We start from the raw sequence: 21,926 nt of genomic DNA on the forward strand, positions 1-21,926 counted from the left end.
CTCGGGACACATGGAACCCATCGGCGGGTCACCATGAATTCATTATGAAATGCGTACAAGCCGAGCAGCAAAATGGCCGTCGAGACCTCCGGGCTCAGGAAGGGACTGAAAGTACCCTTCCGCCGTGACGAACCGCTTCCACGTTTCCGGGACGTCTCCAGCGACCGAATCCACTCGGAAATCGTGTCCGGACACCGATTCGAGAAATCCGCGAATGACTGCATCGTTCTCTCGCTTCGCGATGGTACACGTCGAGTACACCACGAAACCCCCTACACGGACAAGACCGGCAGCCTCAGTCAGAAGTTCCTGGCCAAGTGATGCCATTGCATTGACGTCTTCCGAGGTCACACGCCACCTCTTGTCCGGATGGCGCCTGAGTGTTCCGAGACCCGAACAGGGAGCATCGACCAGAACCGCATCCACAGAGCCCGACACGGGGGCGTCGGCGATGGACGACATGTCCCGCGCGTCGCCGGTGAGTCCAACGACGCCGGGCACGCCGAACGACGCCATGCGCTCCGCAAGTATGCGTGTCTTGAACTCGTGAGAATCGATCGCCGTGATGCTTGCGGGACCTCCGGAGCGAACCGCCTCCGCCTGAAGCAGTATGGACTTGGTGCCTCTCCCCGCCCCAACCTCAACGATTCGCTCTCCGGACCGAGGTCGTACGAGCATGCAGACCAATTGCGCGCCGGCATCGGCGACGAGGACTTCACCCCGCGCGAGCGCGTCGCCGCCAACCGCGGATGCGGGATTATCCACACTCAGGCATCCAGGCAGGATGCACGATGTCGCTGTGGTTCCCTCCGCTCTGAGAGTCGCAAGCGCTTCCTCCGCCGAGGCGACAAAGGGATTCACGGCCAAGTGGAGCGGTGCGGGCTCGTTGTCCGCAGCCAGGACTGTCGCTGCGATGGCGTGACCCAGTTCGGTGACCCACATGTCTGTCAACCACAGCGGGTGCCCGTAGAGTCGTGCGAGCGCCGCCGAGTCGGCATTCGGGTCACCCCAGGGAAACCCTGCGACATCGTCTGCAAGACGGCGCAGGATGGCATTCGCGAGCCCTGCCGCCTGCCGCCTGACCTCGCGAACGAGTTCCACGCCCTGATGGACCGCCACTCGGTCCGGCGTGCGAAGGTAGATCAACTCGTACGCTGCGACACTGAGTGCGTCCATGATCCGCGGCTCGACGCGCTTGCCGTCGAGATAGCGCTCGACGGTCTCCCTCAGCGTTCCGCTGGTCTGGATAGACCCGTACGCAATTCTCGTTGCCAAGGCGGTGTCAGCACTCGACAGATTCGCTGCCTTGAGCGCGGCGTCAAGCGTTTCATGCGCGAATGAGCCGCGCTCTCTGACGCGGGTGAACACCTTGCGCGCTACCCGCCGAGCAGGACTGGCGCTCAAAGGACAACTCCCCAAACGGCATTCGCGAGGTCACGAGCTCCTCGGGCCCATGCGCACACGTCCATTTCACTCCTGCTTTCGGGTTTCACTCGAGTAACCTCAAGCACTCCATCTGCGAAGCCAAGGAGCAGTGCCTCATCCTTGCAGACAACTGATCCGGAAGGTATGTGATCCGACCCCACATGTGCATCAAGAAGCGTCAGAACGTAGCCGGCAACCTGTACCCGTGACGGGGCTGTCGGAAGCGAGGCGCGGATTCGGCGCAGAGCTTCGTCGGCACTCATTTCGGGTCCGACCAAGACGTCACCCTTGGTGACCTTCTCGGCGTATGTTACGAGGGCCTCGTCCTGCCGAGTCCACTCGGCACTTCCGCCTTCGATCGCCGGAAGCGTTGACACGAGCAGTCCCGCGCCCATCACGGCCAGCTTCTCGGTCAGATCGCGCGCAGTCAGATCGTCAGATGGTATCCCGGCTTGGGCGCAATACGCGCCGGTGTCCAGACCCTCTTCCACCCGCATGATCGAAACGCCGACGGCACTGTCACCGGCCAGGATGGCGCGCTGAATGGGAGCCGCGCCCCGCCAGCGAGGCAACAGGGATGCGTGCACATTTAGTGTGCCCAGAGTCGGAATCTCAAGGATGTTCGCCGGTAGGATCAAGCCATAGGCGACCACGACGATCAGGTCGGGGGCCAGTTCGCGCAGAATCTCATGCTCGTCTGTGGACCGTAGCGTCCTTGGCTGGTGAACGGGTATGCCGAGCTCATCCGCAGCAACCTTCACCCCGCATGGTCGCCGAGCAGACCCTCGGCCCGACACAGAGTCGGGGCGTGTGTAGACGGCGAGCAGAGTGTGCCCCGCTGCATCCAAAGCCTTCAACGAAGGCACGGCAAACGCGGGCGTCCCCATGAATACGACGCGCATGAACAATCCCCTCACATTTGCGTCGGACTAAATGATATGCGTTTGACCCGGCTTCGCGCCGTGAGCGAGTGCATCGCGGTATCGTTGCAGTGCTGCTTTGCGCTCTTCGGGCGTTGCCCTGTCAATGATCAGCATTCCGTCCAAGTGGTCGATTTCGTGCTGAAGGACGCGGGCGTGGAAATCCGACGCCTTGATGCGAACCTTCTTGCCGTTGAGGCTCAGTGCCTCGCATGTGACTCTCACAGGGCGCAGTATCGGCACGGTAATCCCTGGGAGCGAAAGACAGCCTTCGTCGTCGACTTCGCATGCGTCACTGGCTTCGACGATCCTCGGATTGCACAGAGCGATCGCGCTGCGCTTGCCTTCGTCGACGTCGTAGACGATTACGCGCTTCAGCACGCCGACCTGCGGGGCAGCCAGACCCACCCCTGGCGCCTCGTACATGATCCGGGCCATCTGCCTGGTCAATTCACGCAGTTCATCGTCCGCTGTCGGATCGACCTCTTCCGACCGCGCCTTCAGGACTGTATTCGGATGCAGAAGTACTTCCATCGTTCTTGCTTTCCTCGTGTCTCGTGGCAAACGAACCTACGCAGCGCTCAATATCGCCTTCTTCTGCAGGTATCATACCAGCCCTTCAGCTCAGAGCATGTCGACCGGATCGATATCGGTGACAACCGATACGTCGCTGCGGCGGCGCACCTGATGCAGCACATCCCCAACCAGACCCGGAAGGTCATCTCCGAGAGGAGCCTTCACCATTGCGTGCCAACGCCAGACTCCTTTGAGACGAGCGATCGGCGCCGGACTTGGCCCAAGAATCAACCACGCTTCAGGTGCAGTTTCGCGCAACCGGGCCGCAATCTCGTGTGCGCATTCAGAGACCTGTGCCGCGTCTTCGCCCCAGATCATGACGTTCGCCAACCGAGAATATGGTGGGTAGCTGAGCTCTCGGCGCAGCTCTCTCTCCGGAACGTAGACAATCTCAGGATCGTGCGCCGCGACGGCGGCGATGGCGGGGTGGTCGGGCCAATAGGTCTGTATGACGACGAGACCGGGCCTGACTCCACGGCCGGCTCTACCGGCGACCTGTTCCAGAAGCTGGTATGTCCTCTCGGCAGCACGGAAATCGGGCATATGAAGGGTCGTATCGGCGTTGATAACCCCCACCAGCGTCACGTCGGGATAGTCCAGCCCCTTGGCGATCATCTGGGTGCCGAGGAGGACGCCGCTTTCGAGGCTCTCAAACTCCGCAAGAGCCCGTTCGTGACCGCCCTTGCCTTTGGTCGTGTCCGCGTCCATGCGCACACGCGGGAGATCGGGAAGAAGAGCAGCCAGTTCGGCCTCTACACGCTGGGTGCCCGCTCCGAACTGCCGCAGATACGGACTCGCGCACCTCGGACACACCGGAGGGACACTCTGCGAGATGCCGCAGTGGTGACAGACAAGCTTGCTTCCGACTTCATGATAGGTCAGCGACGTGGAGCAAGTTTCACACGTGGGCACGAACCCGCACTCCCGGCAGAGCAGAAACGAAGCGAAGCCGCGCCGGTTCAGGAAGAGAACCGCTTTCTCACCCCGAGCCGCGACTCCGTGCAGCGCCTCAGCAAGCGGGCGAGAGAACATGGACCGGTGACCTGCCGCGAACTCTGCCGACATGTCGACAACGCAAACCGCAGGCAAGTCCCGGCCTGTCACGCGCTCAGGCATGTGCACGCGCGTCCATTCACCGTCTTGGCAACGGCGTTGCGCCTCCATTGACGGCGTAGCGCTGCCGAGCACCAAGGGTGCGCCTGTCAGACTGGCGAGCTTGGCGGCCACTTCTCGTGCATGATAGCGGGGCGAGGATCCTTGTTTGTACGAAGGTTCGTGCTCCTCGTCGATCACGATGAGGCGCAGATTGTTGAACGGAGCGAAGATCGCAGATCGGGCGCCGATGACCACGTGCGCCGAGCCCTCGCGAACGCGGTCCCACTGGTCGTAGCGTTCGCCGGAGGAAAGGCGGGAGTGGAGCACGGCGATATCCTCGCCAAACCGTGAGCGGAACCGTCCGACGGTTTGCGGCGTCAGTGAGATTTCCGGCACTAGGACGCAAGCACATCCTCCGCATGCGATTGCGGACTCGATCGCCCGAAGGTAGACTTCCGTCTTTCCTGAGCCGGTCACTCCGTCCAGAAGAATGACTTCCCCTACACCCTGTGAGACGGCACCTTCGATGGTCTCAAGCGCCAGTTTCTGCCCATCAGAAAGGTTCGAGTGTCTCGGAGCGGCGCGACGGACTCCGCCAGCACTCCGAACGCGTCGTCGGTACTCGATGCCGACAGCACCCGCCTCTTGGAGCCGCTTGAGAGCCCCGTCACAACTGCCGAGATTGGCGACAAGCTCCGCCGCCCGAACCGGTCCTTCGCTGAGGGCGTCAAGCACGGCTCGCTGAAGTGTAGCTCCGCGCTTGGGGACGAAACCGTTTCTCTCTGGCGTCCGAACCACCCAGCGGTCATCGACAGGGCCGACTTCGGCGGCTTTGAGAACCCACTGCGCACCCGTTTCCCTGCCTCTGACGATCCGTGGTGTTGCCCCTGGTGGCAGGAACAGCCTAACTGTCTCCGCGAGGGGTGCCACGTATTCCTTGGCCATCCACTCCGAGAGCCATACCCCATGATCGCGGAAGAACGGCTCCCCCATCACGGCTTTGATTGGCAGGAGCTGTTCATGCGCGCTGACCTCGGCCAGCCCGACCACATAGCCTATTGCTGGCCTGTGTCCGAAATCCACAAGAACACACGATCCGACTTGGACGTTGCCAAGGCCGACCGGAACGTCATAGTCAAACGGCTTATCGAGCTGCCGTGTCGGAATATCGAGGATGACGCGTGCGACGCTCAAAGGGCCTCCGTGTTCGCTGAACGTGGCAAGCATACACAAGACCGCCGACACGCCAAGGCGTCAGCGGCCCGGAAGTGCCCGTCGCCCCTAGGAATCCAACCGTGCGGCCGCGACCAGCTGGTCAACCTTGTCGGTGCGTTCCCACGTGAAGTCCCTGTCGGTACGCCCGAAGTGTCCGTATGCAGCTGTCTTGCGATAGATTGGACGCAGCAGATCGAGATCGCGAATGATCGCGCCCGGGCGCAGATCGAACACCTCTCGCACCGCCTCCACGATGCGGGCAACCGGGAGCGTCTCGGTCCCGAACGTCTCCACCATCAGCGAGAGCGGATGCGCCACGCCGATCGCGTAGGCGAGCTGGATCTCACAGCGTTGCGCGAGGCCGGCCGCCACGACGTTTTTCGCGACCCAGCGGGCGGCATACGCGCCGGAACGGTCGACCTTGGTCGCGTCCTTTCCGGAGAATGCTCCGCCTCCGTGGCGCCCCATGCCGCCGTACGTATCGACGATGATCTTGCGTCCGGTGAGCCCGGTGTCTCCCATGGGTCCGCCGATGACGAAACGGCCTGTAGGATTGATGAAGATCTCGGATGCCGACCAATCAAGGTTTTCGAGTTGAAAGACGGGCGCAATCACGTGTTCGATGATGTCGGGCCGGAGAAGCTCCTCGACGTCGACGCTCTCGGCATGCTGGGTCGAGATGAGGATCTTCTCGACGGCAACCGGTCTTCCGTCGACATAGCGGACAGAGACCTGAGTCTTCCCGTCCGGGCGCAGGTATCCCAGTACTCCGCCTCTCCTGACGGCGGCAAGCCGTTCAGCCAACCGATGGGCCAGGTATATCGGCATGGGCATCAGTGTCGAAGTCTCGTCGCAGGCATATCCGAACATCATGCCTTGGTCACCGGCGCCGATCTCGTCCAGTGGATCCGCGGTCTCGCCTCTCTGGGCCTCGAACGACTCGTCAACTCCCAACGCGATGTCGGGACTCTGCTCGTGTATCGTTGAGACGACGCCGCAGGTCTCAAAATCAAACCCGTATTTCGCCCGTGTATATCCGATGTCACTGACCACGCCCCGGGCGATGGACTGAACGTCGACATACGCGTTCGTCCTGATTTCGCCGCCGACGACGATCAACCCGGTCGTGATGAACGTCTCGCATCCGACTCGTGCGCGGGTAACGTCACCATCTTTGCCGAGTTCGATCTCCCGGGCGAGTATCGCATCCAGAATGGCATCGGATATCTGGTCGCAGATCTTGTCCGGATGACCCTCCGTCACCGACTCCGACGTGAAGAGGAATCCTCTTTCCGACATGATGTCTCCTTGCCTCGCTATTCGTAAGCTTCAGTCGCGCAAAACAAAAGAACCCCGGTCTGGAAAGACAGGGATTCTGCTTGAAGGCTGGCATGCAGCCGTCAGCTGTTCCTTCATCTTCCAGGCCTTTGTGCAGCCTGCCGAGACTTGGCACCGTACGTCGCTTTTGACGCCGGTTGCCGGGGTTTCACAGGGCTCGGTCCCTCGACCCGCTGCGATCGAAACACGATCGCCTCTTGATGATAGGAAGACTGTAGCACGATATCGGCAACCGACAAGAGCTCAAGTGCTACCATAATGGGTCATTCGACCCAAGATTCTCTCAAGGAGCTTCCAGTCGTGACCGACACCGTCCGCGTTCGCTTTGCCCCAAGCCCGACCGGAAACCTTCATATCGGAGGAGCCCGTACTGCCATCTATAACTGGGCCTTCGCCCGCCGTCATGGTGGCACGTTTGTCCTGCGAATCGACGACACCGATCCTGAGCGTTCAACCGACGAAAACACCCTCGCGATTCTTCGAGCCATGAGGTGGCTCGGGCTTGATTGGGACGAAGGCCCCGAGGTGGGCGGCGATTTCGGCCCCTATTTCCAGACGCAACGCTTCGCCCGCTACGCCGAGGGTCTGGAACTCCTCAAGGCCGCTGGTGCGGCATATCCCTGCTTCTGTTCGGCAGAGGAGCTGTCGGCCAAGCGCGAATCCGGACGTTTGGGCGACGGCCCAGCGGGCTATGATCGCACATGCCGTTCGCTGTCCGCCGAGGAGGCCGAAGCGCGAATCGCTGCCGGGGAACCGCACACATGGCGCCTCTTGGTGCCCGAAGACCGCGGAGAAATACTCTTCACCGACGCCGTGCGCGGCGAGGTGTCCTTTGCTGCGGAGTCCATGGACGACTTCGTTCTGATGCGCAGTGACGGCACTCCGACCTACAACTACGCCACGGTCTTAGATGACGTGGACATGAGGATCACGCACGTCATTCGCGGTGACGATCACCTGTCGAACACTCCGCGCCAAATCCTTGTCTATGAGGCGTTGGGTGCTCCCGTGCCGATATTCGCGCACCTTTCGATGATCTGGGGGCCCGACGGTAAGCGCCTCTCCAAGCGCCATGGAGCAACCAGCGTAGAGTCCTATCGGGACATGGGCTATCTCCCTGAGGCTCTCATCAACTACCTGGCTCTTCTCGGCTGGTCACTCGACGGCGAAACCACGATCATCAGCCCAGCTACGCTGAAGGAGAACTTCTCTCTCGATCGCATCTCCAAGAACCCGGCCATCTTCGACGCCGAGAAACTGGATTGGATGAACGGCGTCTACATGCGTGAGTTGTCCCCCGCCGAGTTTGTCGACCGCATGCTTCCATGGCTAGAGGCAGCACATCTCTCGGACGCTGCGGATGTGGATTCACGTCGGGAATGGTTCCTTCGTCTCGCACCCCTCGTCTCAGAACGAGTCAAACGGCTTGACGAAATCGTGCCCAAGGTTGCCTTCCTCTTTGCCGACGTCACTGTCGACGACGATGCGCGCGTCAAGGTTCTCGGCAAGGAAGGTGCCGGGCGCTCCCTCTCGGCGGCAGCCGAAGCCCTCAAGTGTGCGCCATGGACCACCACCGAGATCGAGACCGCCCTGCGCGATCTTCCGGCACAGCTCGACCTCAAGTCGAAGATCGTGTTCCAGGCGATACGCGTGGCGGCGACGGGCACCGCTGTCTCTCCGCCGTTGTTTGAATCGCTCGAACTGCTCGGCAGGGAGAAGACGCTCGCTCGAATCGCCGCTGCCGTGCCCCTGGCGCGTGAGTAATCGGGCCGCTGACGGCGAAGAAAGGGGTTGACACTCGCCTGCGGCGTCCGTAACATTCCGTCCTGCGCCTTTGCAGGGCGCGCTTGAAAGAAGCGAGTAGCCGTTGGGGTGTCGTCTAATGGTAGGACAGCGGCTTCTGGTGCCGTATGTGAGGGTTCGACTCCTTCCACCCCAGCCAAGACACCATCGCATGGCCCGTTCGTCTAGCGGTTAGGACACCGCCCTCTCAAGGCGGAGATCACGGGTTCGAATCCCGTACGGGCTACCAGCAACATCACAGGCCAGAGGTTCAATCCTCTGGCCTGTTCTATGCTCTGATGAAGGACTCCTCAAGACAGACTCTCTCGAAGCCCAGAATCCGGTCTGCTATGCCGTGTCGTGACGTCCCTGCGCCATGAGCTTGGCCCACGTGTCCTTAAGGGTGAGTGTGCGGTTGAAGACAGGCGCTCCGACAGCGGAGTCCGAGTCGGCGCAGAAGTAGCCGATCCGCTCGAACTGCACGGTCTCCCCTATCGCCGCTTCTCCAAGCATCGGCTCCACGTAGCATCCGGAGAGCACCGTTTCTGAGTTCGGGTTGACGTCACCGAGAAGATCGCGGCCTTCGCTGCCCGGATGCGAGCTGACAAAGAGGTGGTCGTAGAGCCTCACCTCGGCAGGTATGGCATGCGCAGCCGAGAGCCAGTGCAGCGTCGCCTTCGGCCTGCGGCCGTCCGGTGCGCTCCCACCCCGGGTCGCCGGGTCATAGGTGCAGCGCAGCTCGACGACAGCACCGTCGGCGTCCTTGACGACCTCGTTGCAGGTGATGAGGTACGCCGAGCGCAACCGCACTTCTCGGCCCGGTGCGAGACGGAAGAACTTCTTGGGAGGATCCTCCATGAAGTCCTCGCGCTCGATCCAGAGTTCTCGCGAGAACGGCACGCGCCGAGTTCCTGCGGACTCATCTTCAGGGTTGTTGGGGACTTCCATCTCCTCGACTTGGCCCTCGGGGTAGTTCTCGATGACGACCTTCAGCGGGTCGAGCACCGCGAATCGGCGAAGCGCCGTTCGGTTCAACACGTCGCGTACCGCGTGCTCAAGCATCTCAATCTCAAGCACGCTGTCCGCGCGGCCGACACCGATCATAGCCGCGAAGTTGCGAATGGCCTCAGCAGGGAAGCCGCGACGTCGCAGGCCGGCAAGAGTCGGCATCCGAGGGTCGTCCCAGCCGCGCACTCGGCCGTCCTTAACGAGCTGCAGGAGCAGACGCTTCGAGAGCACCGTATGCGTGAGGTTCAAACGGGCGAACTCGTACTGATGAGGGCGAGAGGGAACCGGCAGATTCTCAATGAACCAGTCGTATAGCGGCCGGTGGTCTTGAAACTCGAGGGTGCAGATCGAGTGTGTGATGTGCTCGATCGCATCCGACTGTCCATGCGCGAAATCGTACGACGGATAGATGCACCATGCGTCGCCCGTACGTGGGTGCTCGGCATGCAGGATGCGGTACATCACCGGGTCGCGAAAGTTGATGTTGCCCGAGGCCATGTCGATCTTCGCACGCAGTACTCGGGAGCCGTTGGGAAACTCACCTGCACGCATGCGCTCGAAGAGATCGAGGTTCTCCTCGGCGGATCGATCACGCCAAGGACTGTTCTTGCCGGGCTGTGTCAAAGTGCCGCGGTACTCGCGAATCTCCTCGGCGGTCAGGTCATCGACGTATGCCTTGCCTTCGCCGATGAGGTGCACGGCCCATTGGTAGAGCAGCTCGAAGTAGTCGGAGGTGTAGTACAGGTACTCGCCCCAGTCGAAGCCCAGCCAGCGCACGTCGGCTTTGATCGAGTCGATGTACTCCTGCTCCTCTTTGATGGGGTTCGTGTCATCGAAACGCAAGTGACATCGGCCGCCGAACTCCTGGGCCATGCCGAAGTTCAGGCAGATCGACTTCGCGTGCCCGATGTGGAGGTAGCCATTGGGTTCCGGCGGGAACCTCGTGACGACATGGTCGATACTACCCCCAGCAAGATCGCTCGAGATGATGTCGCGAATGAAGTTGCCGCGCTCTGACGAATCCGTTGAAGAGAGAATGTCGTTGTCCATAGAGGCGAAGATATCACAGAAGCGGTGGGTCTGCCTCCTGCGCGTGCAGGGCAAACCGCAGGATTCGGGGAGCAGCGGATGCGGCTTCTGTCGTCTTTAAGACGCACGACGCGGGATTGGCTGGTACACTTGTCGGCGGAGTGGGCCGGGCGGTCGCGCGTCCCTTCGTGGGGCGTGAGGAAAGTCCGGACCCCATAGGGCAGGATGCCTGCTAACGGCAGGGCGGGGCGACCCGACGGAAAGTGCCACAGAAAAGAAAACTCCCTCGCTTCTAACGCGAGGGAAAAGCTGAAACGGTGCGGTAAGAGCGCACCAGCGCCGGGGCAACCCGACGGCTTGGCAAACCCCATCCGGAGCAAGGGCAAATAGGAGCGACTAAGACCGGCCCGGTCAACGCTCGGGTATGCCCGCGAGAGGCCGACGGCGACGTCGGTCCCAGATAGATGATCGTCCACGACAGAATCCGGCTTACAGGCCCACTCCACCCACAACCTGTCCGTGCGTTTGCAGGCTACCTGCGCTGGAACGTCCCGCACTCATCCGGTGACTTCAGCCCCGCATCAGGGCATGTCTCCGGAAACACGCACGTCTCGCACGAGTCTGAGTCGATCGGCTGGGCTTCCGCATTCTGAGGGTCCGGCGCGCCAGAAACGCCCTCGTCGGCCACGGTCGCTGGTTCATCTAAAGACGGCGGTGTCGCGCATATGTCCTCAACGACACTTGCGATCAAGGTTCGAAGCGACGCCGCGGCGACTTGGAATGAATCACCATGAGGGTCGATGACGAACAGGTCGGAATCCGCAGACAACACCGCAGTCTGAGGCTCGAGAACGAGCTCCGCGTCTTTGGTGGGAAGCGTCTCGACGGCCGACTCGGCGCGCACGCTCGGCACCGCCGGGACTGCGATCTCGGGCGTCTGCGCGCTTGGAACGCCGACAGGTGCCACCGGAGGCCAGACGATGAGCACCGGCTGTGCCGTCTCGATATCGAGTAGGTAGACCTCGGCACCGCGCAGATTGGACTCAGCCTCGCCGGCCAGTGTTTCAAGCCGCACAAGAGCATAGCGCGAAGCGGTGAAGGGCTCTTTCGAAAGCAATCGCACGGAGCCGTCAGGGTCACGCGCAATGAGCACCAAAGCCATCTTCATGCCTTCCTGCTTGGAGTGATCGTCCTCATTCTAGGGACACTGACAGCCGAGAACAACCGGAGGCTTTACAGACCGTCGTTGCACGCAGCTTCGCGAAGGACCTTGAGCCGCGCGATGTTGACGATATCCTTCTCAGGCGCCTGCCCTGGCATCTCAGTACACGCGCACGTATCGCGTAACTCCGCCATGTGGACCATCGCCGAGAACCCCGTTTCGCCGATGAAGCCCTGACCGATCCACGCATGCCGGTCTCTTCGGGAGCCGCGCTCGAACATGCTGTCATTGGCGTGCACGAGACCAAGGCGTTCGATTCCGCACGTGTTCGTGATGGTGTGTAGCGTCTGTTCCCAACCATCAGCCGTGTCCAAAGCCATGCCGAATGCGAACCCGTGGCATGTGTCCAAGCAGACGCCCAAACGTTCCGAGGGAAGTCCGGAGGCCTCGATGCAATCCGCCAGTTGCTCGAACGACGATCCGAAGGTGTGGCCGGCACCAGAGGTGTTCTCCAGGAGCAGACGGGTGTTGCATGCGTCGCCGCCCGCCAGTTCGAACGCGGCATTGACCGCCTCTCCTATCCGCCGTGCAGCCGCAGCGCAGTCATCGTCCGGATCGCTGCCTAAATGAGTCACCACGCCTGCAGCGCCAAGCGCGGAGCCACGAAGGAGTTCATCACCGAGAGCCGCAATCGATTTCTCCCGATGGACTGGATCAGAAGTCGCTAGGCTGATCAGATATGCACCGTGCGTGAAGACAGGTCCAAAGCCTCGCTCTGCGCGCAGAGACCGAAACCTCTCGGCGGCCAGCGGATTGATGGGTTGCGCATTCCATTGCCGAGGACTCTTGGCGAATATCTGGATGCATTCACAACCTACCTCAACCGCATAGTCCAGCGCCTTCTCGTATCCCCCGCCGACCGAAACATGAGCGCCGATGAGCATGTGCCTCTTCTCTCCGATACCTGTCCCAGCGGCCTGAAGGGAACAACGCCGTGACAGTGTCAGGTTGTACACTCACAGCATGAGCGAAACAGTCGACAACTGCGAGTCTACGCCTTGGGAGGGACGCGCGATCCTGCATGTGGATCTCGATGCGTTCTTCGCGGCCGTAGAGCAGCTCGATCATCCCGAATGGCGCGGCAAACCCGTCATCGTTGGAGGGGATTCGCGGAGCCGAGGCGTCGTTTCGACGTGCAGCTACGAGGCGCGCGTCTTCGGCGTTCATTCTGCGATGCCGTCCTCACAGGCCGAGAGGCTCTGTCCGCAGGCGATCTGGGCCCCTTGCCGTTTTGCTCGCTATCACGAAATATCCCTTGCGGTTCGCGCCATCTTTGCCGAGGAGACTCCTCTTGTGCAACCCGTATCGATTGATGAGGCGTATCTCGATGTGACTCCAGGCCGCCATCTCTCTGAACACCCCGTCGCGATCGCTCGACGAATACGATCCAAGGTTGCGGCTCTCGGAATCACGTGTTCGGTGGGCATCTCCGCGGTCAAGTCCGTCGCCAAGATAGCCAGCGACTACCATAAGCCTGATGGCCTTACGGTCGTGTGCCCGGGCCACGAACGGGAGTTCCTCGCGCCGCTCCCCCTTCGAGCGCTGCCTGGGCTGGGTCCCAAGACCGCGAGACGGCTGGAAGGTCTGGGTATCCGCACGCTGGCCGACCTAGCGGGTTTGGACGACCTCACGACGATTGAGGTGCTGGGCGCTCACGGATCGGCACTTGTCGTGCGCGCGCGCGGACGAGATTCGCGAGATGTTCACGAAAACGATGGCGTGAAGTCTCTCTCAAGCGAGCACACCTTTGCTACCGATGTCCGAAGTCTGGAAGATATCCAGGATGCGTTGCACGCACTGACGGCCAAAGTGGGACGCCGCCTCCGTCGCAAAGGGCTGGCCGGAAGAACCATCACCGTCAAGCTGCGCTTCTCGGACTTCACGACCAAGACAGTGCGCCGAACGCTACCGGTCCCCACGGACGACGAGTCCTGCTTCATGCCTGTTGCGCGGGAGTTGCTCGCATCGGCATGGTCGCCGGGAATCGGGCTCAGACTCCTCGGAGTGGGCCTTTCCGGATTCGACGAGAAAGCGACCCAGCTCAACCTGCTCGAAGGCCTCGGCCACTCGGCGACGGCCGACGAAGCCAGCCCGCGACCTGAACGGCTGGTTCGAAGCATCGACTCGGTCCGTGACAAGTTTGGCGAGAAGGCGATCCGTTTCGGAAGGGACATGCGAACTCACTCGGCTGCCGAGGATCCTTCCGAGGACGCATGAGCCGTGTCGCGTGATTCAACGGTAACCAGGCCTGCAACCTCGCAGGACAAGGCGATGCGTTTGCCGCCTATATCGATGCTCAGAGGTCCGTTGAATGGCGCTCTTTCTGATACCAAGACCGACGTGCCAGGCGTTAATCCCAGTTCACCGAGATAGCCCAAGAGCTCGTCGTTGCTCTCATCAACTCTCAACACCGTCACTCGCGATCCACTTTCTGCTTCAGACAAGAGGAGACCGGGCACCGTCGTGACACGCCCATCGGCCGAGGGGATGGGGTGACCGTGCGGGCAAGACTCCGGGTTCTGAAGAAAGCGCTCAAGCGCTTCGAGAACTCGCGGCGAGAGTGCATGCTCAAGCAAACAGGCGTCCTCGTGCGCGACACCCCAGTCCATGCCGAGCGTGTTCACGAGAAATGCCTCCGCAACGCGATGCCGCCTTACGATGTCAAGAGCCCGTGCGGTCCCCTCGGCCGTGAGTACAACCGCGGTGCCTGTCCGCGTGATAAGGCCCTGTCCTTCCAGCCGGTGCAATGTCGCAGTGACAGTCGCACCAGAAACGCCAGCCGCCTCCGCAATCTGTGAGGGTTTGACACAACCCCGCAGTGACAACTTGTAGACCGTCTCCAAGTACTCTTCGAGAGTGGCTGTAGGCATCAGGTGGCTTTCTCGTTGACGGGATGACGATCTCGCGTCGTGATTTCAGTCTAGGCAGTTTGCCAAGTTGGCGCAAATGCGGTGATTGTGCTGGTGAGGATAACCGTCAGTACCGTTAATCAGTCTATTGGAACCACTGATAGTAAGTCTATGACCGTATGTCAGGAATACCACGATCAACGCAAAATCGCGTTGACACAGTCATGAAGTCTGAGTAGAGTCCATCTTGTCCCGAGAGGTCGGACGCAGCGGACTCCGAAAGACGGTTGACCAGCAGCTGCCCGAGAGGGACCCGATGAAGGTGACAAGCCGTGAGGTGGTCACGCTGATACGGGGCCTTGGAGGTAAGAAACGGAAAACCGTTCCGGTACGAGGAACCCGTCGGCGAGGTCTCTCGGGATTACTACGTTCTCACACCCGGCTTGCCTGCCATCGTTTCAAGGCCGATACGTCAGCTTGGCGACCGGTGACTCCCATACACTCACTTCGACAACCTTGATCGACGGGTCGACGCGCAAGGCAAGACGCTCGTAGATCTCCCGCGCAAGGTTCTCCGCGGTTGGATTCCGGGTGTCAAACGGTGCAACGTCGTTCAGGTACTTGTGGTCGTAGTCTTGCAGTACTCCAGCCAAGTCCTCTTTGAGACGCTTGAAGTCGTAGACGATTCCTATCTCGTCGAGCGTTTCAGCAGCGATCATGACCTCGATATCCCACGTGTGACCGTGCAACTGCCGACATTCGCCCGGATAGCCGTGCAGCGCGTGGGCGGCGTCGAAATGTGACTTGACCGTGAGTTCGAACATGGCAGTCTCAGGCTCGCTTCCTAGAACAAGGTTGGGGCGGAGGAACCGCCGGGGCCGCACGGAGCGTCGCCGACCGTCCCCCGTGAATCCATCGCCGCATTTGCCATCGCGTCTGCTTGGACATTTTGCTCCCGGCGTACGTGAACCACCTTGGATGAACGAAAGGCTCGCAACAAGGCGGCGGCGCGCACAAAGAGCGGACGCAGGTTCTCATTTCGTACTCGGTACTGACCGTTGATCTGTTTGACCAGCAGCTCACTGTCCGCGTAGACGGTCACCTGGTCGAAGCCAAGCGCGGCTACATTCTCCAGTCCCCAGATCATCGCCTCATACTCGGCAACATTGTTGGTCTGGCTGCCAAGAAACCGACCGCCTCGGCAGATGATTTCGCCGTCGCGCTCGATCACAAACCCGGCGCCGGCTGGTCCCGGATTGCCGCGCGAGCCGCCGTCGGTTCGCAGTACCGCGCTCACTCATGATCCGATCTCACGACGATCATGCGGTGGCACTGTGGGCAGACGCCTATCGCATCCCCGGCCTCGAGACTGGCAACCCGCTGGGCGGGCAGCAGCATCCGACAGGCCGAGCACGCTCCAGCCTCCAGCCTCCCAACACCCACGCCGCCCTTGCTCGCTCTGACGGCCTCGTAGCGCTCGGCGAGCTCGACCGGCAGGCTGCTCGCGAGTGCGGCGCGCCTCGCCTCGAGTGCGGCGATTTCGCTCTGCGCCGCTCTTCCAACCGTTTTGTAACGTTCTACCAGCGCCGCATCCTTGGTCTTGAGCTGTTCAAGCGCTTCATCGATCGTGCCGATCTGCCCGGTCGCCTTTTCAACGCGCTCCATGAGCGCTATGGCCTCGACTTCCAGCTTGTCCCGCCTGCGTCTCAGCCCGTCCATCTCCCGGGTCATCGAGGTGATGGCACGATGATCCGTAGACGCCGAGACCTTCGCCTGTTCACCCTTGATCTTCTCGGAGAGCATGAATACCTCGTCTTGGTGAGCCTTGAGATCCTTCTGCAGCTTGCCGAGCAGTACCTCCGCTCTGGCATGCAACGCCATTACCTCACGCTGTTTCGCTCTCAATTCGAGGATCGCTTGTTTCTCCGGCAGTTCATCTAGACGCTTCTTGTTGCGGAGGATCTCCAGGTCAACGGCCTGAAGGTCGAGCAGTGCTGCAGCCTGAGTCATCCGGATCTCCTTTAAGGGGTCCACCACCCTGGTATGGCTGGCAGAACATGCACTCCGTTTTGGTCGATGCCTGCAACCGACAGAACCGCGTCGCGCAGGAGATCGACAAGCGGCCATTCTGAGACGTCGTGTCCAAGCTCAATCACAGAAAGCCCTGAACCGACAGCTTCCAAGGCATCATGATAGCGTACCTCACCGGCGATCAAGACTGACGCACCGCTCGCGCGGACATCTCTCATCAATCCCCCACCTGACCCTGTTGCCGTCACGACGCGCTCGACCTCGGCGTGAGGGTTTCCCCAGACCCGCGGTCTGGCTCCAAAGACGCTGTGTGCTCGATCGGCAAGCTGCCCGAGTGGGACCGGCTCCCGCGTACAACACAGCATTCCCATCCGCGCCGACGAACGAAGAACCGCCGCCTCGAAGGCAACGATGACCGGCTCTTCGTACGGATGAGCCGATCGAGCGGCAGCCAGAACGGCGAGTCTGTGTCTTCTCGGCGCAACCATGCGTACCTCCACCTCGGTTGCGGAGGATCGTTCACCCGGTGAGCCAATGTAGGGCGTACCAGTCTCAGGAGCCGTGAACTCGCCGGCTCCGACGGCGGACGTAAACGCGCAACCCACATAGTCGCCCACACGACCTGCTCCGGCTGCGGTCATCGCGCTGATGATGCCCTGTGCGCTCTCGGGCGGCACGAAGACGCTGATGAGCAGCATCGGCATCGGCGCCTGCTCAACGGGTCCTTCGGGCACGAGGTCCAGCAACTCGCCGAGGAGTCGCCCGGCACGCGGAGCGCGATCGAGATTGGTGTGCGCATTCACGAGAGCGACCCCGGCGTCGACCGAAGCGAAGACAATGCCTGCTGCTCCGTCGCTGGGCACAAGCCGGTCGGGAGACGTCAGGAACGCCGGATGGTGCGTCACAAGCACATTGGCACCGAGCGAGACAGCCTCAGCGAGCGCTTCGCGTGTAGGGTCGAGAGCGCACACCACGCCCGTAACCAACCGGTCGGGATCGCCCACGAGTAGTCCGACGCGATCCCAGTCCTCCGCCCACTCCGGTGGGAAATTCCGAGCGAGCGCATGCTCTATGTCTGCGATGCGAACGGTTGTCACAGCGCCAACTCCCTCCATCCTCCGGAGCCGTCGGGAAAAGCGACACTCGCGTAGCCTGCGCGCGCCATGGCGTCGTAGACCTCTGAGATCCCTTCGCCTACCTCACTTGGCGCGTGAGCGTCTGATCCTGCAGTCGCGCTCACGCCGGCGTGGTGGAATGCGCGCAGCAGATCGAATGCGGGGTAGATCTCTCCTACCGGCTTGCGCAGCCCCGCCGATGAGACCTCGACCCGTACACAGCCCTCTGACGCGGCTGCTGCGGCCTCGCGGTAGAGATCGCATGGGTCAAACGACGGACGGTGTCCGAACTTCTTCACCAGGTCCGGGTGCGCCATCACGTCGAAGAGCCCCGAGCGCGCCGCGCCGCACCACCGGTCGAAGTAGGCTCGCCACACCGAGTCGATATTTCGGGTATCCCATTCGGCGATTCGGCTGGGGTCGTCGAATGCCCAGCCGTCTTCCAGAAAGTGAACACTGCCCAAAACGACGCTTACACCGCGGAGACGCAGTTCCTTAAGGGTCGCAGCCGTCTGTGCTGCACGGCCGGGAAGATAGTCGGCTTCAAGGCCGGTCACGATGGCAATCTCCGGATGCAAGTCCCGAACTGCGGCGATCTCGGCGAGGTAATCACTCATCTCTTCCGACCTCATGGACAGCGTGCGAGACGGATCGAGGTCCTCCGGCAGCGCGAGATGCTCTGTGAAGACGATACCCGATAGGCCTCGCTCGATGGCCACGCGGACGCATTCCTCCGCTGTGCCGGCTGCGTGGCCACACCGGCGCGTATGAATGTGGCAGTCTGTCAGTTCGCGCGACATATGGTCCCTCCGCCGATCACGACGTCTCCCCTATAGCATACGACGGCCTGGCCGGGAGCGACTCCAAGAAGAGGAGAATCGAACACCACGTCAAGCGTATCACCCACAACTGAAGATTTCGCGGCCTGTGGCTCCATGCGGTATCGCACGACGGCGGCAACATCCTCTGTCGGCTCGCCGCCCCAGACGATGTCATCTGCCTCGACCCGCGTTATGGCCGAGGCTTCACGCGGGCCGACGACGACCCGGTTTGTTCCGAACTCCACGCCGAGTACATAGAACGGCCCTCCGCTGAGGCCAAGCCCCTTGCGTTGGCCTACAGTGTAGTTGGCGATCCCTTCGTGCGTGCCCAGAAGTTTTCCGTTGACGTCAACGATCTCTCCGGGCACCAGAGCATCGGGCCTTCTCTCGCGCACGACACGAGTGTGCTCCCCAGCCGGCGCGAAACAGACCTCTTGGCTGTCTGGCTTCTCTGCAACGTGGAGGCCGAGGCGCTGGGCATACGCGCGAACGTCATCTTTGTGAAATTCGCCCACAGGGAAGAGAACATGCTCCAACTGAGTACGTGTGAGCCGGTAGAGGAAGTACGACTGGTCCTTCCACAGGTCCAAGCCGCGCGCAAGCCTGGGTACCCCGTCCGGTTCGCGCACGATTCGCGCGTAGTGTCCTGTAGCAAGGAAACCGGCCCCCTGCAGCGACACCTTGGCGAGCAGCTCAGAGAACTTCAGGCGATCGTTGCAGACGATGCAAGGATTGGGAGTAAGCCCTCGTGCGTAATCGTCGGCAAACGGGCCAACGACCTCACGCTCGAAAGCATCACGAAAGTTCAAGGTATAGTGCGGTATTCCGAGGAGGTCGCACACCCGCCGAGCGTCCCGGACGGCCGAAACCGAGCAACAGCCGCCTTCATCTTCCGATGACGGCCACAGCTGCATTGTGACGCCTGTGACGTCGTATCCCTGCTCGATGAGCAGGGCAGCCGATACGGACGAGTCGACTCCACCGCTCATGGCGACGAAGACGCGTTTCGTCGCGCCTTTCCCCGCGCTGTCAGCGGGGCGAATGCTCACAGGCCGCATGCCTCGGCGTCATCGTGTGGCTCGTCCTCGTCGGAATGAGGATCGAAGTTTGGGTCGGCCGACTTCACTTCGCCGGCAATGCGTTCACGCCCGTGCTTGACCAAGTAGTCGTCGACTGCGACCTTGAGGCCGTCGGTGGCAAGTACCGAGCAGTGCATCTTCGCGGCCGGCAGACCACCCAACTCATCGGCAACTTGCTGCTTCGATATGCCTACGGCGTCCTGAATAGACATGCCTCTTGCAAGTTCAGTGACGATCGATGAGGTCGCGATGGCAGCGCCACACCCGAGCGTCTGGAATTTGACGTCGGAGATATGGTCCGTGTCGTCAACCTTGATGGTGATCTTCATGATGTCGCCGCAGACAGGGTTGCCGACCTCCCCTACTCCATCGGCGTCTTCGATCACTCCGACGTTACGCGGGTTATTGAAATGCTCCATGACCTTCTCGGTGTACTGCAACGTAAAGTCTCCTAACAACGATCGCTATGCATTAGCGGGAAGCAGATCCAAACATTCTCTCGTACACAGGCGACATCTGGCGCAGACGCTCGACGATGGGCGGAAAGACCTCGAGGAAGTAGTCGACATCGGCCTCGGTCGAGAAACGGCCCAGAGACAGGCGAAGCGACCCATGCGCGATTTCCTGACGAACGCCGATAGACAACAGCACGTGACTGGGTTCGAGAGAGCCCGACGAGCATGCCGAGCCGGTTGAAACCGCAATTCCTTTGTTGTCGAGCTGCAGAAGCATGGCTTCGCCCTCGACACCGTTGATGAGAAGCGAGGCTATGTGGGGCAGTCGAGGACCCACCGGCGCGGTGGCCTGCGTGTTCTCAAGCGCGGATATGACTCCGTCAGTCAGCCTGTCGCGCAAACGCGAGAGCCGCTCAATCTCAGCCTGCTGGCCTTGAAGCGAGAGTTCGAGCGCCTTGGCGAAACCGACTGCGCCGGGTGTGTTCTGAGTGCCGCTTCTGCGCTTCGACTCTTGTCCTCCGCCTCGAATAAACGGAGAAAACGGGGTGCGCTTCCTCAGGTACAGCGCCCCGAACCCTTTCGGACCATAGATCTTATGGCTTGAGAACGATGCGGCATCCACACCGAGTTCCTGAACGTCAAACGGGATCTTGCCCAGTGTCTGGACTGCATCTGTGTGCATCAGCGCGCCACCCTCATGAGCGACGACTGCAAGCTCGGCCATCGGGTTGATCGACCCGATCTCGTTGTTTCCGTGGATGATCGACACGAGCTTGGTGTTAGGCTTCATCGCTGCGCGCAGGTCTTCCGGTGACACATGACCGTCGGTTCTCGGCTTGAGGATCGTGACCTCATAGCCGAGACGCTCAAGGTGGTGAGCGGGCTCCAACACGGCATGATGCTCATACGCCGAGACGATGAGATGTGCCCCGCCGTCCGGCGCGATTCTTGACAGAATACCGAGAAGTGCGGCGTTGTCGGACTCGGTTCCGCCGCTGGTGAAGATGATTTCTTCTGGAGTTGCAGCCCCGATTGAGGCAGCTACGCGCTCACGTGCATCCTCAAGCGCCCGATATGCGTCACGGCCAAGCCCGTAGAGTGAGTTCGCATTGCCGAACCTCTCGGTGAAAAATGGCAGCATCTCGGCGACCACACGTTCATCAACCGGTGTCGTGGCGGCACAATCGAAATACACGGTGTTCATGACTGCTCCTTGTCTTGCGGAGTACCTTTGCTCTGGTCCAACAAACCTTGCGTGGAGGCCAGTGATGCCAGCGTCGTCGTCGCGAAAACGTCCCTGAGTGCATCGGTCGCTCGCGCCCACACCGGAGCTGCAGCACACGATCCGCTGCAGCTGCAGATCTCATCGCGTTCGCTATCGCATACGCTTGAGGTTAGGGGGCCTTCGAGTGCCTGAACAACATCAAGCACGGTGACCAACTCGGGGTCTCGAGTCAGTGCAAACCCGCCATGTGCCCCGCGGACTGCGGTCACGATACCCGAGCGGCGAAGCAAGACGAGCAGTTGCTCGAGGAAGCGGGGCGGAATGTTCCTGCGCTCGGCGATCTCACGTGCACTCACCGGGCCAGCGCCATGAGTACAGGCCAAGTCGATCGCGGCAAGCAACCCATACTCGCTCTTTGCGGTCAATCTCACAGGTATCCCCTCTGCTGGCAATTCCTACTAACTCAGTAATGATTGTATGATACCCCTTGGATGGGGCGTGTCAAATCTCTGTGATGGTCTATTCCCACTGAGGCACTCAGATTTCAGAATTCGGCTGATCGGTGTGCCGAATCTCACGGGCATCGCACGATGAATCGGTTGTCGATACGTCCTGTTGTCGCCCGATGGTAGCCTGTCGTGACATGTATCGGACCGTTTGTCAGATGGTCCCGTGCCGTTCTTGTAGACGGACAACCCAGTCGGCTAAGATAGCGCCCCGTCTCGTTTTGCGAGACAGAAG

20 protein-coding genes, 2 tRNA genes, 1 other RNA gene and 1 riboswitch are annotated in these 21,926 nt (G+C 61.1%); of the genes, 5 read left to right on the forward strand and 18 right to left on the reverse strand.

Translation table 11 applies throughout. The features are described from left to right. Positions 1-42: 42 nt before the first annotated feature. From HGA39_00940 to HGA39_00960, 5 genes are all read right to left on the reverse strand, one after another. A complete protein-coding gene (locus HGA39_00940; protein NTW27924.1) occupies positions 43-1,404 on the reverse strand; it encodes an rRNA methyltransferase in 1,362 nt (453 codons plus the stop codon). After that, the gene (locus tag HGA39_00945) at positions 1,401-2,327 is read right to left on the reverse strand and encodes a methionyl-tRNA formyltransferase (protein ID NTW27925.1); all 927 of its coding nucleotides are present in this window, start codon (positions 2,325-2,327) and stop codon (positions 1,401-1,403) included. The genes HGA39_00940 and HGA39_00945 overlap by 4 nt, the downstream gene beginning before the upstream one ends. Positions 2,328-2,354: 27 nt before the next feature. After that, complete coding sequence (def, locus tag HGA39_00950) at positions 2,355-2,879, reverse strand: peptide deformylase (protein NTW27926.1); 525 nt, start codon at positions 2,877-2,879, stop codon at positions 2,355-2,357. 90 nt (positions 2,880-2,969) lie between these two features. Beyond that, entirely contained in the window at positions 2,970-5,210 is a 2,241-nt protein-coding gene (gene priA, locus HGA39_00955; protein NTW27927.1) for a primosomal protein N', read from the reverse strand. An 87-nt stretch (positions 5,211-5,297) separates the two neighbouring features. Continuing rightward, a complete protein-coding gene (locus HGA39_00960; protein NTW27928.1) occupies positions 5,298-6,530 on the reverse strand; it encodes a methionine adenosyltransferase in 1,233 nt (410 codons plus the stop codon). 110 nt (positions 6,531-6,640) lie between these two features. Beyond that, positions 6,641-6,755: riboswitch (SAM riboswitch) on the reverse strand. 114 nt (positions 6,756-6,869) lie between these two features. On the opposite strand from HGA39_00960, the gene HGA39_00965 reads away from it, so the two are divergent. The 3 genes from HGA39_00965 to HGA39_00975 all read left to right on the forward strand — a co-directional run bounded on the left by HGA39_00965 (position 6,870) and on the right by HGA39_00975 (position 8,601). After that, positions 6,870-8,333, forward strand: a complete 1,464-nt coding sequence (locus HGA39_00965) for a glutamate--tRNA ligase (GenBank protein ID NTW27929.1) — start codon at positions 6,870-6,872, stop codon at positions 8,331-8,333. Between the two features lie 104 nt (positions 8,334-8,437). Then, a tRNA-Gln gene (locus HGA39_00970) sits at positions 8,438-8,511 on the forward strand. Between the two features lie 14 nt (positions 8,512-8,525). Further along, positions 8,526-8,601, forward strand: a tRNA-Glu gene (locus HGA39_00975). Positions 8,602-8,699: 98 nt separating this feature from the next. Here HGA39_00975 and HGA39_00980 read toward each other — a convergent pair. Further along, positions 8,700-10,409, reverse strand: a complete 1,710-nt coding sequence (locus HGA39_00980; protein ID NTW27930.1) for a glutamine--tRNA ligase/YqeY domain fusion protein — start codon at positions 10,407-10,409, stop codon at positions 8,700-8,702. A 137-nt stretch (positions 10,410-10,546) separates the two neighbouring features. Between HGA39_00980 and rnpB the strand changes: the two genes are divergently transcribed. Then, positions 10,547-10,896: RNase P RNA component class A (gene rnpB / locus HGA39_00985), an RNA gene on the forward strand. Between the two features lie 24 nt (positions 10,897-10,920). Here rnpB and HGA39_00990 read toward each other — a convergent pair. Both HGA39_00990 and HGA39_00995 read right to left on the reverse strand, forming a co-directional pair. Then, positions 10,921-11,550 (reverse strand): hypothetical protein, encoded by a 630-nt coding sequence (locus HGA39_00990; protein ID NTW27931.1) that lies wholly within the window; start codon positions 11,548-11,550, stop codon positions 10,921-10,923. A 71-nt stretch (positions 11,551-11,621) separates the two neighbouring features. Then, the gene (locus HGA39_00995; protein NTW27932.1) at positions 11,622-12,494 is read right to left on the reverse strand and encodes a deoxyribonuclease IV; all 873 of its coding nucleotides are present in this window, start codon (positions 12,492-12,494) and stop codon (positions 11,622-11,624) included. 79 nt (positions 12,495-12,573) lie between these two features. Here HGA39_00995 and dinB point away from each other — a divergent pair, with 79 nt between their 5' ends. Continuing rightward, a complete protein-coding gene (gene dinB, locus HGA39_01000; GenBank protein ID NTW27933.1) occupies positions 12,574-13,827 on the forward strand; it encodes a DNA polymerase IV in 1,254 nt (417 codons plus the stop codon). Here dinB and HGA39_01005 read toward each other — a convergent pair. From HGA39_01005 to HGA39_01050, 10 genes are all read right to left on the reverse strand, one after another. After that, positions 13,791-14,480: a metal-dependent transcriptional regulator gene (locus HGA39_01005; protein NTW27934.1), complete on the reverse strand. Its 690-nt coding sequence runs from the start codon at positions 14,478-14,480 to the stop codon at positions 13,791-13,793. The two genes, dinB and HGA39_01005, sit on opposite strands and share 37 nt — an antisense overlap. A 437-nt stretch (positions 14,481-14,917) precedes the next feature. Continuing rightward, positions 14,918-15,283: a 6-carboxytetrahydropterin synthase QueD gene (gene queD / locus HGA39_01010; protein ID NTW27935.1), complete on the reverse strand. Its 366-nt coding sequence runs from the start codon at positions 15,281-15,283 to the stop codon at positions 14,918-14,920. 20 nt (positions 15,284-15,303) lie between these two features. Further along, a complete protein-coding gene (locus tag HGA39_01015; GenBank protein NTW27936.1) occupies positions 15,304-15,756 on the reverse strand; it encodes a ribonuclease HI family protein in 453 nt (150 codons plus the stop codon). Continuing rightward, entirely contained in the window at positions 15,753-16,469 is a 717-nt protein-coding gene (locus tag HGA39_01020; GenBank protein ID NTW27937.1) for a hypothetical protein, read from the reverse strand. The genes HGA39_01015 and HGA39_01020 overlap by 4 nt, the downstream gene beginning before the upstream one ends. Positions 16,470-16,480: 11 nt before the next feature. Then, positions 16,481-17,587: a hypothetical protein gene (locus tag HGA39_01025; GenBank protein NTW27938.1), complete on the reverse strand. Its 1,107-nt coding sequence runs from the start codon at positions 17,585-17,587 to the stop codon at positions 16,481-16,483. Continuing rightward, the gene (locus HGA39_01030) at positions 17,584-18,405 is read right to left on the reverse strand and encodes a histidinol-phosphatase HisJ family protein (GenBank protein NTW27939.1); all 822 of its coding nucleotides are present in this window, start codon (positions 18,403-18,405) and stop codon (positions 17,584-17,586) included. The genes HGA39_01025 and HGA39_01030 overlap by 4 nt, the downstream gene beginning before the upstream one ends. Continuing rightward, on the reverse strand, positions 18,390-19,484 hold the full coding sequence (gene mnmA / locus HGA39_01035) for a tRNA 2-thiouridine(34) synthase MnmA (GenBank protein NTW27940.1): 1,095 nt from the start codon (positions 19,482-19,484) through the stop codon (positions 18,390-18,392). The genes HGA39_01030 and mnmA overlap by 16 nt, the downstream gene beginning before the upstream one ends. Continuing rightward, entirely contained in the window at positions 19,472-19,945 is a 474-nt protein-coding gene (locus HGA39_01040; protein NTW27941.1) for an iron-sulfur cluster assembly scaffold protein, read from the reverse strand. Before HGA39_01040 ends, mnmA begins: the two co-directional genes overlap by 13 nt. A gap of 31 nt (positions 19,946-19,976) precedes the next feature. After that, the gene (locus HGA39_01045; GenBank protein ID NTW27942.1) at positions 19,977-21,164 is read right to left on the reverse strand and encodes a cysteine desulfurase; all 1,188 of its coding nucleotides are present in this window, start codon (positions 21,162-21,164) and stop codon (positions 19,977-19,979) included. Then, complete coding sequence (locus HGA39_01050) at positions 21,161-21,616, reverse strand: Rrf2 family transcriptional regulator (protein NTW27943.1); 456 nt, start codon at positions 21,614-21,616, stop codon at positions 21,161-21,163. Before HGA39_01050 ends, HGA39_01045 begins: the two co-directional genes overlap by 4 nt. Between the last annotated feature and the right edge of the window lie 310 nt (positions 21,617-21,926).

This window comes from Coriobacteriia bacterium (genome assembly GCA_013336165.1).
Taxonomy (GTDB): domain Bacteria; phylum Actinomycetota; class Coriobacteriia; order Anaerosomatales; family JAAXUF01; genus JAAXUF01.